The sequence below is a fragment of the Rossellomorea marisflavi genome, from assembly GCF_022170785.1.
Taxonomy (GTDB): Bacteria; Bacillota; Bacilli; order Bacillales; family Bacillaceae_B; genus Rossellomorea; species Rossellomorea marisflavi_B.
Genome location: NZ_CP081870.1, coordinates 1,950,190 through 1,964,559 on the forward strand (window position 1 = coordinate 1,950,190; position 14,370 = coordinate 1,964,559).

Below are 14,370 nucleotides of genomic sequence, written 5' to 3' on the forward strand. Positions count from 1 at the left end.
GGCTACCCGCGGAAAGCGAAGTCTTGCACGGAGATCATGAGCGGCATTAAGATCCTATACTGATCGTGTTCGGCATTAAAGGGGCCTTTTTTAGTTTTATCCCATTCTCATTCATCTCATAGAGGTGTACTCTGTGATAAATTTCTAGGTCAAAGAAGGATTCCTCACAGCCATTCTCGAAATAGTACATATTCGAACGTGCACTTTTCTACATAGACGTCAACCAGAAGGTAGAGGATAATTTTGGTTGTATTATGAAAAGGGTTTCCTTTATAATGATTTTAACTGATATAAGATCGGGGAAAGCACAACATAGGAGGACATAATGGTGAGTAATAGCAAAGTGAAACATGAAGAAATCAAGATCATCCCCTTGGGCGGAGTAGGGGAAATCGGTAAAAATATGTATATTGTAGAAGTCGATGAAGATATTTTCGTCATCGATGCAGGGCTGATGTTCCCTGAAAATGAAATGCTCGGGATCGATATCGTCATACCGGACATCCAATACCTTGAACAAAACCGCGGGAGAGTAAAAGGAATTTTCCTTACCCATGGTCATGAAGACAGCATCGGGGCCATTTCTTACCTATTGGATAAAGTGAGGGCACCGGTTTACGGTACAAGATTGACCAATGCACTCGTGAAGGCAAGGCTGAAAGATGAGCAGGTGCGCACGGATGTAAAGTTCTACACCATTCACTCGGACAGCAGGCTCCAGTTCAACGGTGTGGATGTGACGTTCTTCAAGACGACTCACAGTATACCGGACTCTGTGGGAGTTTGCATCCATACCTCACAAGGAGCCATCGTGCATACAGGTGAATTCAAATTCGATCAATCTGCTAAGCACTTTTATCGTCCCGACCTTGGAAAGATGGCGCAGATTGGTGAGAAGGGGGTCCTCTGTCTCCTATCGGACAGTACTGAAGCAGAAAGACCTGGTTTTACCACCTCGGAATCGGTCATTGAAACGCATCTGAATAGTGCATTCAGAAAAGCCAAGGGCAGAGTGATCGTTGCCTGCTTTGCATCAAATCTCATCAGGCTCCAACAGGTATTTGATGCAGCTGAACAGAACAAGCGGAAAGTCGTGGTTGTAGGCAAAAGCCTGAAGAGAGTTTACGATATCGCGCTGAAGCTCGGGTATCTCCATGTCCGCGAAGACTTGATCATAGGCATCGACCAGATCGGTGACTTCTCAAGTGACGAGGTGGTCATCCTTGCCACCGGTTCACACGGAGAACCATTCGAGGCCCTTCAGCGTATGGCCAAGCGTTCCCACAGACATGTGAACATCGAGAAGGGTGATACCGTATTGATTACGGCAACGCCATCACCTGGCATGGAAGTGATCGCTGGAAGAACGATCGACATGGTGTACAGAGCGGGAGCAGAAGTATTGACCGCTGATAAGAAAGTACATGTGTCCGGTCATGGGTCACAGGAAGATCTGAAACTTATGCTCAATATCATGAAACCGAAATACTTTGTTCCGATCCAAGGGGAATATAAGATGCTTATTGCCCATAGTAAAATCGCTCATGATATCGGCCTTCCTTTCAAGCAAATCTTCATCCTCGACAAGGGAGATATCCTACAGTATAAAGACGGGAAGATGAGGATGGGCGGCCGGGTCCAGGCCGGCAATGTACTGATCGATGGGATCGGAGTAGGAGATGTCGGCAATATCGTCCTCAGGGACAGAAGACTCCTATCTGAAGATGGTGTATTCACTGTCGTCGTCACGATCAACCGGAAGTCCAAGAGCATTGTAGCAGGCCCGGAAATCATCTCTAGAGGGTTCGTATATGTGAGGGAATCGGAAGCTCTCATCGAGAAAGCGTCAGAAATCGTCGAAAGTGTGGTCCATAATTATCTGCAGAAAGGGTCATTCGAATGGACGACCATCAAGCAGGATGTAAGGGACCAGCTCAACTACTTCTTATACAATAAAACCAGAAGAAGACCGATGATTCTCCCGATCATCATGGAAGTTTAATCCAAGAAGGCTATCTGTTGTCCATGCAGATAGCCTTTCCGTTTTACGCAGGGGTATAAATCCTCTCCTTTATTGAATAATAATGGTATGCACCAAGCGAAAAGGAGTTGGACTTATGGATACAAGAATGGAACAGGAAGATCAGCCGGGCAAGGATGATAAAGATAAACCGTCAGGCTTGATGGAGAAGATCCAACAGCTGGGACAAACCAATGTGCCACAGCTTTCACAGGACTCAAATATTCACTGTCTGACAATCGTGGGACAGATCGAGGGTCATATGCAGCTCCCACCACAAAATAAAACAACGAAATATGAGCATATCCTTCCTCAGCTCGTGGCCATTGAACAGAATCCTAAAATCGAAGGGCTCGTCGTCATACTCAACACCGTCGGCGGAGATGTGGAAGCGGGTCTTGCCATATCAGAGATGATCGCATCGCTTTCTAAGCCGACAGTATCCCTTGTTCTTGGTGGAGGGCACAGCATAGGTGTCCCAATTGCCGTTTCGTGTGACTATTCATTCATCGCGAGCACTGCCACCATGACAATCCATCCTGTGCGATTGACCGGTCTTGTGATCGGAGTGCCGCAGACATTCGAGTATCTGGACAAGATGCAGGATCGCGTCGTGAGCTTTGTAACCAAGCACAGTAACATTTCTGAAACAGATTTCAAGGACCTTATGTTCGCAAAGGGGAACCTGACACGGGATATCGGAACGAATGTCGTTGGTGATGATGCGGTCAAATACGGACTCATCAATGGGATCGGAGGGATCGGTCAAGCCATCAAGAAAATCAATGAGCTGATCGAACTGAACCACACGGATGAAGGGGAGGGACTGATCCAATGATCCTCTACACCATCATTCCCCAGGAAGCCGTATTCGCGACGGACCCAGAAGTATATGCCTCCCAGATGATGATCGACTACGAAGGAGTGCCGCTGATGGTCCAGAAGGAAGAGGAGAATTACCGGGTATTGAGGGTGATGAGCAGTGATCCTTCCCATTTCCTCGACAATCGCTTTTCTCCTGGTATGATCCTTGGTAATTAAGGCATAAAGAGGATTCTTTCACCATGTAGGGTATGGTATACTAAAAAAGAGACATAAGATGAACATGACGGATGGGGACTGACACCTGTGGCGAAGAAGGATGCCGATAAGGGTCAGCCCTTTCTTCATCTTCACGTACATAATCCGTAAGACTTCTTAAGAATTTAGGTGAATTGAATTGGCGAAAAAAAAGAAAAGGAAAAAAAAGGGACCGAACACCAACGCACTGAAGCAGACTATAAAATATGAAATTACCGGCTTGATGCTGTTGACGCTCAGTTTGATCTCAGTCATCAAGTTGGGGGCGGTGGGTAGGGCCGTCGTCCATTTCTTCAGGTTCTTCATGGGAGAATGGTATATGGCAGCTCTGCTTCTAATGATCTACATCGCGGGATACCTGATGGTGAAACGGGAAGTACCACTTCTCTTCAGCAGGAGATTGGTAGGGATATATATCATCGTGGCGAGCTTCCTGCTCCTCAGCCACGTGAAGCTTTTCGATCTGCTGAGCAATGATGGTGCCTTTGAGCACCCGAGTGTCATCATGAACACATGGGATCTCTATTGGATGGATATCAGGGGAGAATCCAGTACCTCCGACATCGGAGGTGGGATGATCGGCAGCGTCCTGTTCGCCGTGTCCTATTTCCTCTTTGATTCACAGGGGGCACGGATCATGAGTGCGACCTTCATCATCATCGGGATCATCCTGGTGACCGGTCGATCCCTTGGGGATGTACTCGGTCGGATCGGAAAAAGATTCGGGGCATTCATCACCTCCCAGTGGGAAGCATTCAAGGTGGATATGGCAGAATGGAAAGAAGAAAAAGCAAAAAAGAAGCTGGAAAAGCCAGCTCTTGAAAAGAAAGTGCAGGAAAAGGAAACGAAGGTGCCTTCCGTCGATCCGATACCAGATGTTGAGCCTCAGGTCGATACCCGGGAACCGATCATATCGAATTTTGCCGAGAAGGCCTATGCCCATGAACGGACCGATAAAGAAGAGCCGGCAGCAGGGGAGTCGAAAGATGATTCAACTGATAAGGGCGTTCAAGACGATGCTCCTCCGATCACCTTCACCGAAGTCGAGAATAAAGATTATAAGCTTCCGTCGATTTCGCTGTTGAAAAGTCCGAAGAAGACAGATCAGAGCAATGAATATCAGCTGATCCATGCCAATGCAGCGAAGCTCGAACGCACCTTCCAAAGCTTTGGCGTCAAAGCGAAGGTGACTCAGGTCCATCTAGGGCCAGCCGTAACCAAATATGAAGTGCACCCGGATGTCGGGGTGAAGGTGAGCCGTATTGTCAATCTCAGCGATGATCTCGCATTGGCGCTCGCTGCTAAAGACATCAGGATCGAAGCACCGATACCGGGGAAATCGGCCATTGGAATCGAAGTGCCGAATTCGGAAGTGGCCATGGTATCCCTCAGGGAAGTGCTCGAATCAAAGGAAAAAAACAAGCCTGAGTCAAAACTCCAGATCGGACTGGGCAGGGATATTACAGGGGAAGCCGTACTTGCCGAACTGAATAAGATGCCCCATCTCCTTGTAGCGGGAGCCACGGGTAGCGGGAAGAGTGTTTGCATCAACGGCATCATCACGAGTATCCTCATGAGGGCCAAGCCCCATGAAGTCAAACTCATGATGATCGACCCCAAAATGGTGGAGCTCAATGTGTACAACGGAGTTCCCCACTTGCTGGCACCCGTCGTGACGGAGCCGAAGCGTGCCTCTCAGGCGTTAAAAAAAGTCGTGAATGAAATGGAGCGAAGATATGAGCTTTTCTCCCATACAGGCACACGTAATATTGAAGGATACAATGATTATGTCAAAAGACAAAACCTTGAGAACGAAGACAAACAGCCCCTTCTTCCTTATATCGTCGTCATCGTCGATGAGCTCGCTGACTTGATGATGGTCGCATCGAATGATGTAGAAGATGCCATCACCCGCCTTGCGCAGATGGCCCGTGCGGCAGGGATTCATTTGATCATCGCCACACAGCGACCGTCGGTGGATGTCATTACCGGTGTCATCAAGGCAAACATCCCTTCAAGGATTGCCTTTGCTGTCTCTTCCATGACCGATTCACGAACCATCCTAGATTCTGGAGGCGCAGAAAAACTCCTTGGAAGGGGGGATATGCTCTTCATGCCTGTCGGTGCTTCCAAGCCGACAAGGGTACAGGGGGCCTTCTTATCCGATGAAGAAGTAGAAGAAGTCGTCGACTTCGTCATATCGCAGCAAAAAGCACAGTATCAGGAAGAAATGATCCCGGATGAAGTCCAGGAAGAGTCCGGCAGCGGGGAAGCGGAAGATGAGCTGTATGATGATGCAGTCCAATTGATTGCTGAAATGCAGACTGCGTCTGTTTCCATGCTGCAGCGCCGGTTCAGGATCGGCTATACGAGAGCCGCCAGGATCATCGATGAAATGGAGGTACGGGGAGTAGTCGGACCTTATGAAGGAAGCAAGCCACGGACCGTACTTGTCGGCAAGCCCTCCGAAGAACAATCCTCCTAAGAGCCCATACCTCTTGAGACATGAGCTGAAAGACCCCGCTTGAGCATCTGCTCAAGCGGTTTTTTTATTAAAATCAAAAAGTTATCCACCAATGAGTTATACTATTGGTAACGCTTCCTAAAAACATGCATTATTTCATTAGTGTGAACATTGCTACATATAGGCGTTGGAAATGTAAAAAACAGGACGTTTAATGATAAAAACATGAAAAAATCAAGGGGTTTTTCCATAAAGAAGGGCATTTGGAAGATAAATTTTTTAATAAATCATTTTTTTCGACAAAATCACACAATGCTATTTATTTATGTTTTGAAAAGTGTTATAGTATTTTCGATTAGTAGGAAAGATATACATCAGAGGTCTGATGACTTGAGAAAATTTGGTGGTGGTTCCGTTGACAATTAAGACAGACAATCGGCATTTGTATTTGCAGGTCATTGATCGCTTGAAGAAAGACATCGAAGCGGGGATGTACAGAGAGAAAGAAAAACTTCCTTCCGAATTCGACCTTTCCAAACAGCTCGGCGTTAGTCGCGCTACGCTGAGGGAGGCACTCAGGATCCTTGAGGAAGAGAGTGTCATCGTCAGGCGGCATGGAGTCGGTACATTTGTCAATGCCAAACCCCTCTTCACTTCGGGCATCGAACAGCTCAGCAGCGTGACCAATATGATCAGGCAGGCTGGGATGGATCCGGGGACTATTTTTTTGAGCTCGACGACCCAGGAAGCAACCGAGGAAGATATGAAACGCTTCTCATTGGAAGAACCGGAGGATGTCATCCTCATCGAGAGGGTGCGTACGGCGAATGGGGAACCTGTCGTCTACTGCATGGATAAGATACCGGCTAGAATCATGCCGCGGAACTTCACCCATGAAGACAATTCCATCTTCTCCGTTCTGGAGAAAAGGGAGAATAAGAGAATCACATATGCGGGGGCACATATCGAGCCTCTCGGGTATCATGATAAAATCTCCCCGATCCTGAACTGCGAGCCTGAAACGGCACTTCTTGTGCTGAAACAGATGCACTTCAGTGAGAATGATGAACCAATCCTCTATTCGGTGAACTACTTCCGCTCGGATAAGTTCAGCTTTCACGTGCTTAGGAAGCGTGTATGATCCGCCTTTCTACTAATTTATAACAATACTAGGGGGTACTCAGGTGAAAAAGCGTAAATTTGGTATGGCGATGTCATTCGTGTTGGCTGCAGGAACAATTCTAGGTGCATGTGGAACAAGCGATGACAAAGATAATGCAAGTGACGGGAAAGGCAAGGATGATAACTTCACAGTGGCAATGGTAACAGATGTCGGCGGTGTTGATGATAAATCATTCAACCAATCAGCTTGGGAAGGCCTTCAAGCTTATGGTAAAGAAAATGACTTGGAAAAAGGGAAAAAAGGATTCGATTACCTTCAATCCCAATCCGATGCTGATTATGCTACCAACCTGAACAACTTGGCTCGCCAAGACTTTGACTTGATATATGGAATTGGATTCATGATGAAAGGTGCGATCGAAGATATCGCCAGCCAACAGAAGGATTCTCACTTCGCCCTTGTGGATGAAGTTGTAGATCAACCGAATGTTGCCAGCATCATGTTCAAAGAGCAGGAAGCTTCTTTCCTAGCGGGAGTAGCGGCCGGTCTTGCAACCAAAACCAATAAAATCGGATTCATCGGCGGAGTGGAAAGCCCGGTTATCGAGCGCTTCCATTCAGGATTCATCGCCGGTGTCAAAGCAAGCAACCCTGATGCAGAAATCGTTGCAGACTATGCAGGTGCTTTCGATAAAGCAGAGCTTGGTCAAACGATTGCTTCAAAAATGTACTCTTCTAAAGTAGATGTCATCTTCCACGCAGCTGGTGGAACAGGTAACGGATTATTCAAAGAAGCACGTGATCTGAAAGCAAAAGATCCTTCCCGTGAGCTTTGGGCGATCGGTGTCGACTCTGACCAGGTAGACGAAGGAAAAGTGGGAGACCACAACATCGTCCTGACTTCTGCCCTTAAGCGAGTGGACAACGCAGTGAAAGATGTCGCGACTCAAGCGAAGGACGGGGATTTCCCTGGTGGGAAAGAAATCTTGTTCGGTCTTAAAGAAGACGGTGTAGGTCTTGCGGAAGTGAATGAAGAACTTTCCAACAAAGACGAAGTCGTGAAAGCCGTTGATGAGTGGAAAGAAAAAATCAAGAGCGGTGACGTGGAAGTTCCTTCTTCCATCAAAGACGCCGAAAGCTTCAAAGCTAACTGATTATAGTTCATTGGGGATAAGCGGGCCAAGGATAGCCGGTCTCTTATCCCTTTTTTGCAGCAAAATATAAGAAAATTGAAAATCTAATTGAAGGGTAGAAGCCCATTCTATCTTTCACTTAGTTTTTTACAAGGGAAATCGATCTTAAGGTCTGACCTCTAACTACTAGATAAATTGTCCCTAGCCTATCGCAAGGAGTGAATAAAATGGATTATGTAATCGAGATGCTGAATATCCGCAAGGAGTTCCCTGGCATCGTAGCTAACGACAATATTACTCTCCAGCTCAAACAAGGTGAAATTCATGCGCTTCTTGGTGAAAATGGAGCCGGTAAGTCCACGTTGATGAACGTGTTGTTCGGTCTCTACCAACCCGAACAGGGTGAGATCCGCGTGCGAGGGAAAAAGGTGGACATCACGAATCCCAACATTGCAAATGATCTCGGGATCGGAATGGTCCACCAGCATTTCATGCTCGTTGATACGTTCACTGTAACTGAGAACATTATCCTCGGCAGGGAACCAAAATCGGGTGCCACGGTGGATATTAAAAAAGCTGAAAAAGAAATATCGGATATATCTGAGAAATATGGCCTTAGGGTCGACCCTTCTGCCAAGATATCAGATATATCAGTAGGGATGCAGCAGAGGGTGGAGATCCTTAAAACGCTCTATCGCGGAGCTGAAATCCTGATCTTCGATGAGCCGACCGCCGTCCTGACGCCACAGGAAATCAAAGAGCTGATCCAGATCATGAAAACCTTGATCAAAGAAGGGAAATCCATCATCCTTATCACTCACAAACTGAAGGAAATCATGGAAGTGTGTGATAATGTAACCGTTATCAGAAAAGGAAAAGGGATCGGGACTGTCAGCGTGTCAGACACGAACCCCAATGATCTGGCAAGCCTTATGGTCGGAAGGGAAGTCACGTTCAAAACGGAAAAGATCCCTGCATCCCCTAAGGAAGTGGTTCTCGAGGTTCGCGACCTTCAAGTGAAGGACTCCCGGAATGTTCCGGTCGTGAAAGGATTGAATCTGGACCTGAAAGCAGGTGAGATCCTCGGTATTGCAGGAGTCGATGGTAACGGTCAAAGTGAACTGATCGAAGCCATCACCGGCCTCATGAAAGCAGACAGCGGTTCGATCAAACTGAATGGTAAAGAGATTTTGAACATGAGACCGAGGAAAATCTATGAAGCGGGTGTCGGACATATCCCGCAGGATCGTCATAAGCACGGATTGGTACTGGACTTCCCGATCGGTGAAAATATCGTTCTTCAAAACTACTATAAAAAACCGTATTCAAATAAGGGAATTCTGAGCTATAAAAATATTTACAATCATGCAAGGAAGATCATCGCAGAGTTTGATGTTCGTACGCCGTCTGAATACACCCTGGCACGATCTTTGTCCGGGGGGAATCAGCAAAAAGCCATCATCGGCAGGGAAGTGGATAAAGATCCGGATCTTCTCATCGCTGCACAGCCTACCCGCGGGTTGGACGTAGGGGCGATCGAATTCATTCACAGGCGTCTCATCGAACAGCGGGACAACGGAAAAGCCGTATTGCTGCTTTCTTTCGAACTGGATGAAATCCTGAATGTAAGCGACCGTATTGCTGTGATTTATGAAGGACAGATTGTCGCGATCGTCGATCCAAAAGACACGACGGAACAGGAGCTCGGCCTCTTGATGGCTGGTTCGAAAGGGAAAGGAACGGGGGAAACATCACATGTCTAATCGTCTAACTAATATATTGATCCCTATCATATCAGTGGTCCTTGGCATCCTTGCCGGTACCATCATCATGCTCGTGAGCGGGTATAATCCGATCGAAGGGTATTCCGCCCTATGGGACGGGATCTTCGGGGAAGTCTACTTCGTCGGGGAAACCCTCCGTCAGATGACCCCTCTGATCCTAGCGGGTCTAGCCGTTGCATTTGCATTCAGGACAGGCTTGTTCAATATCGGGGTTGAAGGACAGCTTATCGTGGGCTGGCTTGCAGCCGTGTGGGTGGGTACATCCTTCGGCGATCTGCCAAAGTTCATCCATCTGCCGCTCGCTGTCATCGCAGCTGCACTGGCCGGGGCCTTATGGGGATTCGTGCCAGGACTTTTGAAAGCCCGGTTCAGGGTGCACGAAGTCATCGTAACCATCATGATGAACTATATCGCCCTGCAGGCATCGAATGCTATTGTGCGTGATGTGTTGACTGACAGGAAGGAACGGACGGATTATGTAGCGGAATCAGCTTCCCTGAAGTCGCCATTCCTTGAATCCATCACAGACTTCTCACGCCTGCACTGGGGAATCATCATTGCCCTTGCGTGTGCATTCATCATGTGGTTCCTTCTTGAGAAGACGTCACGTGGATATGAATTGCGTGCTGTAGGATACAATCAGAACGCATCTCAATATGCAGGAATGAACGTGAATGGAAATATCATTCTGTCCATGGTGATTTCAGGAGCGTTTGCAGGGCTTGCCGGTTCCATGGAAGCTCTCGGTACATTCGGTTATGCTTCCATCAAGGGAGGCTTCACAGGAGTCGGTTTTGATGGAATCGCGGTAGCGCTCTTGGGCGGAAATGCAGCGATCGGGGTCATCTTCGCGGCACTGCTTTTCGGTGGCTTGAAGGTCGGAGCCCTGAATATGCCGCTTGATGCAGGCATTCCGAATGAGCTGGTCGATATCATTATCGCCCTTATCATCTTCTTTGTGGCATCAGGTTATATCATCCGCTATATGATTCAACGATTCAGAAAAAAGGGGGTGAAATAAGTGGGGTTCATCGATATCTTAACCATACTTATTCCATCAACATTATTGTGGGCGTCACCACTTATTTTCACTTCACTTGGTGGAGCATTTTCAGAGCGATCAGGGGTCGTCAATATCGGCTTGGAGGGATTGATGGTCATCGGAGCCTTCTCCTCCATCGTCTTTAACCTTGCATTTGCTGATACCTTCGGAGCTGCCACCCCGTGGGTGTCCCTTCTTGTCGGTATGCTTGCCGGAGCATTGATCTCCGTCCTGCACGCTGTCGCATCGATCAGCTTCAGGGCAGACCAAACTGTATCAGGTGTGGCCATCAATCTCCTTGCTGTCGGTTTGACGCTTTTCCTCGTAAAGCGCATTTATGGAAAAGGCCAGACAGACATCATTTCAGAAGGCTTCTCGAAAATCGATGTGCCTGTTCTCCATAAGATACCGGTGATCGGAGACATCTTCTTCAGTAATACGTACTGGCCACCGTTTGTGGCGATCATTGCGGCATTCCTTGTGTGGTTCATCATGTTCAAAACGCCATTCGGTTTGCGTCTGCGCTCTGTCGGGGAACACCCTATGGCTGCCGACACGATGGGCATCAACGTGACACGTATGAGATATATCGGAGTCATCCTCTCTGGAGCCTTCGCTGGAATCGGGGGCGGGGTATATGCCCAGTCAATTTCATCCGATTTCAGTCATGCTACCATCAGTGGACAAGGCTTCATGGCCCTGGCTGCACTGATCTTCGGAAAATGGCATCCACTTGGTGCCATGGGTGCAGCGATCTTCTTCGGATTCGCTCAGAGCCTCAGCATTATCGGAAGCAGCCTTCCGCTATTCGAAAATATTCCGAGCGTGTACCTCTTGATCGCACCTTACGTTCTTACGATCCTGGCTTTGACAGGGTTCATCGGACGTGCAGATGCACCAAAAGCTCTTGGAACACCTTATATCAAAGGAAGTCGTTAATGGAAAGGAGCCCTTCATCAAGGGCTCCTTTTGCATGTTTTTCGTGTTTTTTTCATATAATAGCCCATTAAGGTTTTACCAGCGGAGGAAGATGCTTGAAAACGCGTGCGGCAAACATGTATAGTTAGACGTAAATACCCGTAAAATAAAGGTGTTTATGCAAGATATGAAGGAGGCTTGAGCCGAATGTCTGATATTAATGAAGTGATCAAGAAGAAGAACGGATATACGCTACATATCGTCAAAACTGAAAAATTCAAAACAAACAGCATCGTCTTTAAAATGAAGGCGCCTTTGGATCAAGATACCGTGACATTGAGAGGGCTGCTGCCGCATGTGATGCAAAGCAGTACTAAATCCTACCCGTCCACGACTACACTGCGTTCCCACCTTGATGAACTATATGGGGCGAACTTTTTTGTCGACCTTGGAAAGAAGGGCGAGTACCATATCGTCAGCATGTCTGTTGAGATAGCCAATGAAAAGTTTCTCGCTGATTCTGAACCACTCCTTCAAAAAGGAATCGAATTTTTAACGGAGGTCCTTTTCAATCCCCATGCCACCGATGAATTCGACCCTGCAACGGTCGAGAAAGAGAAGCGGAATCAAAAAATCCGGATTCAATCGGTCTACGATGACAAAATGAGGTATGCGAACTCCCGTCTGGTGGAGGAAATGTGTAAAGGCGAGCGATTCGCCCTTCACGTCAACGGAGAGAAGGACGAAGTCGATGCGATTACACCGAAGGCGCTTTATGATTACTATGAGCGCGTCATGCAGGAAGATCAATTTGATCTTTATGTGATCGGCGACGTCGATGCGGATGAAGTAGAAAAGCTGTGCGATGGTCTCATGAATCTTTCCGAACGGGATCCTAAGCGTGTCGACCAAGGTATTCAAAAGCAAATCCAGAAGGAAAATGTCATCAAGGAACAGCAGGATGTCAAACAGGGGAAATTGAATATCGGCTACCGTACCCATACTCAATATGGCGATGAGGACTATTTTGCGCTTCAGGTCTTCAATGGGATATTCGGTGGATTTTCCCACTCCAAACTGTTCATCAATGTACGTGAAAAAGCAAGCCTTGCCTACTATGCAGCAAGTCGCCTCGAAAGCCATAAAGGGCTACTCATGGTCATGAGTGGAATCGAGTCGAAGAATTATGATCAAGCGGTGGGAATCATCGATGAGCAGCTTCAAGCCATGAAGGCTGGTGATTTCACTAGTGATGAGTTGGATCAAACCAAAGCAGTCATGCGCAATCAAATGCTTGAAACCATCGATACTCCGCGTGGTCTTGTGGAAGTCCTGTACCAAAACGCCTTTGCCGGGATCGATATCGGCTTGAATGACTGGCTCGCAAAAATCGACGCAGCCACAAAGGATGAAGTGGTGAAAGCGGCCAATAAAGTCGAACTTGATACGATTTACTTTTTAACAGGAACGGAGGGGTAATGATATGAAGAAGATTACCTTCGATCAGCTGCAGGAAAACCTTTATTATGAGAAGATGGCAAACGGGTTGGATGTGTACATTCTTCCTAAGGGAGGATTCAATAAAACCTATGCAACCTTTACGACAAAATATGGAAGCATCGATAACCATTTCGCCCCTCTCGGAGAGGAAGAATTGGTCAAAGTTCCAGACGGCATCGCCCATTTCCTCGAGCATAAGCTTTTTGAAAAAGAAGACGGAGATGTGTTCCAGCAGTTCAGTAAGCAAGGCGCTTCTGCCAACGCCTTCACGTCATTCACGCGCACAGCCTATCTTTTCTCCAGTACCACTAACGTGGAGCGGAATCTGGAAACACTGATCGACTTTGTGCAGGATCCTTACTTTACGGAAAAAACAGTTGAAAAAGAAAAGGGTATCATCGGACAGGAAATCACCATGTATGATGATAACCCCGATTGGCGCCTGTATTTCGGCGTGATTGAAAATATGTACAAAAATCATCCTGTCAAGATTGACATAGCAGGGACGATCGAGTCCATTACACCTATCACGAAAGACATGCTCTATCAGTGCTACGGCACGTTCTATCATCCGAGTAATATGTTGCTGTTCGTTGTCGGTTCCGTGGACCCTGAGGCTATTATGAATCAGGTCAGGGAAAATCAAGGCAAAAAGGATTATGAAAAGATGCCTGAAATCAAAAGGGAATTCGATCAGGAACCCGATGAAGTGGCAGAAAAGAAAAAAGTCCTGAAAATGAACGTGCAAAGCCCAAAATGTTTGGTTGGCCTGAAGGCATCCGATCCCCATCAGCAAGGCAAGGAAATGCTGAAGCAGGAGCTTTCCATTAACGTTTTCCTTGATATTTTGTTCGGGAAAAGTTCAAATCACTATTCGGACCTTTATAACGACGGACTGATCGATGAAACGTTCAGTTATGATTATACCCAGGAAAATGGGTTTGGTTTCCTAACTGCCGGTGGGGATACGGAGAAGCCGGATGAATTGGCCGAACGCATTCAGGGTCTCCTTCTGAAGGCTGTGAACGAACCGATCGTAACCGAAGAAAACCTGGCGAGGACGAAGAAGAAGAAAATCGGAGCCTTTCTCCGTGCCATCAATTCTCCCGAGTTCATTGCCAATCAGTTTACCCGCTATGCATTCAATGAAATGGATCTATTCGATGTCGTACCGACACTTGAAAGTCTGTCAGTGGACGACATCACCAATGCAGCTGCAGGTCTGATTGATGAAAAACGGATGACCGTATGCCAGGTTGTACCAAATTCATGATGCTTGAAGGGGAACTGTCCATAACCGGCAGTTC

Annotated in this window: 11 protein-coding genes; all 11 read left to right on the forward strand. The window is 47.2% G+C overall.

What is annotated here, in order from left to right:
• Positions 1-325 precede the first annotated feature (325 nt).
• The 11 genes from K6T23_RS10315 (at position 326) to yfmH (ending at position 14,336) form a co-directional block, all read left to right on the forward strand.
• A complete protein-coding gene (locus K6T23_RS10315) occupies positions 326-2,002 on the forward strand; it encodes a ribonuclease J (RefSeq protein ID WP_056537079.1) in 1,677 nt (558 codons plus the stop codon).
• Between the two features lie 115 nt (positions 2,003-2,117).
• Positions 2,118-2,858 carry a ClpP family protease gene (locus K6T23_RS10320; RefSeq protein WP_148985356.1) on the forward strand — a complete coding sequence of 247 codons (741 nt, stop codon included), beginning with the start codon at positions 2,118-2,120 and terminating at the stop codon, positions 2,856-2,858.
• The gene (locus K6T23_RS10325) at positions 2,855-3,061 is read left to right on the forward strand and encodes a YlzJ-like family protein (protein WP_053427250.1); all 207 of its coding nucleotides are present in this window, start codon (positions 2,855-2,857) and stop codon (positions 3,059-3,061) included. The genes K6T23_RS10320 and K6T23_RS10325 overlap by 4 nt, the downstream gene beginning before the upstream one ends.
• Before the next feature lie 178 nt (positions 3,062-3,239).
• Positions 3,240-5,585 carry an FtsK/SpoIIIE family DNA translocase gene (locus K6T23_RS10330; RefSeq protein ID WP_238284266.1) on the forward strand — a complete coding sequence of 782 codons (2,346 nt, stop codon included), beginning with the start codon at positions 3,240-3,242 and terminating at the stop codon, positions 5,583-5,585.
• Between the two features lie 394 nt (positions 5,586-5,979).
• Positions 5,980-6,705 (forward strand): GntR family transcriptional regulator, encoded by a 726-nt coding sequence (locus tag K6T23_RS10335; protein WP_048003997.1) that lies wholly within the window; start codon positions 5,980-5,982, stop codon positions 6,703-6,705.
• Positions 6,706-6,748: 43 nt separating this feature from the next.
• Positions 6,749-7,840 carry a BMP family lipoprotein gene (locus K6T23_RS10340; RefSeq protein WP_056537071.1) on the forward strand — a complete coding sequence of 364 codons (1,092 nt, stop codon included), beginning with the start codon at positions 6,749-6,751 and terminating at the stop codon, positions 7,838-7,840.
• A 206-nt stretch (positions 7,841-8,046) separates the two neighbouring features.
• Positions 8,047-9,582: an ABC transporter ATP-binding protein gene (locus tag K6T23_RS10345; protein ID WP_056537068.1), complete on the forward strand. Its 1,536-nt coding sequence runs from the start codon at positions 8,047-8,049 to the stop codon at positions 9,580-9,582.
• Positions 9,575-10,624 carry an ABC transporter permease gene (locus tag K6T23_RS10350; protein ID WP_056537065.1) on the forward strand — a complete coding sequence of 350 codons (1,050 nt, stop codon included), beginning with the start codon at positions 9,575-9,577 and terminating at the stop codon, positions 10,622-10,624. Before K6T23_RS10345 ends, K6T23_RS10350 begins: the two co-directional genes overlap by 8 nt.
• Positions 10,625-11,584 carry an ABC transporter permease gene (locus K6T23_RS10355; RefSeq protein ID WP_056537062.1) on the forward strand — a complete coding sequence of 320 codons (960 nt, stop codon included), beginning with the start codon at positions 10,625-10,627 and terminating at the stop codon, positions 11,582-11,584.
• A gap of 186 nt (positions 11,585-11,770) precedes the next feature.
• Positions 11,771-13,042, forward strand: coding sequence for an EF-P 5-aminopentanol modification-associated protein YfmF (yfmF, locus tag K6T23_RS10360; protein WP_056537059.1), 1,272 nt, complete (start codon positions 11,771-11,773; stop codon positions 13,040-13,042).
• A 4-nt stretch (positions 13,043-13,046) separates the two neighbouring features.
• On the forward strand, positions 13,047-14,336 hold the full coding sequence (gene yfmH, locus K6T23_RS10365) for an EF-P 5-aminopentanol modification-associated protein YfmH (RefSeq protein ID WP_238284267.1): 1,290 nt from the start codon (positions 13,047-13,049) through the stop codon (positions 14,334-14,336).
• The last annotated feature ends 34 nt before the right edge of the window (positions 14,337-14,370 follow it).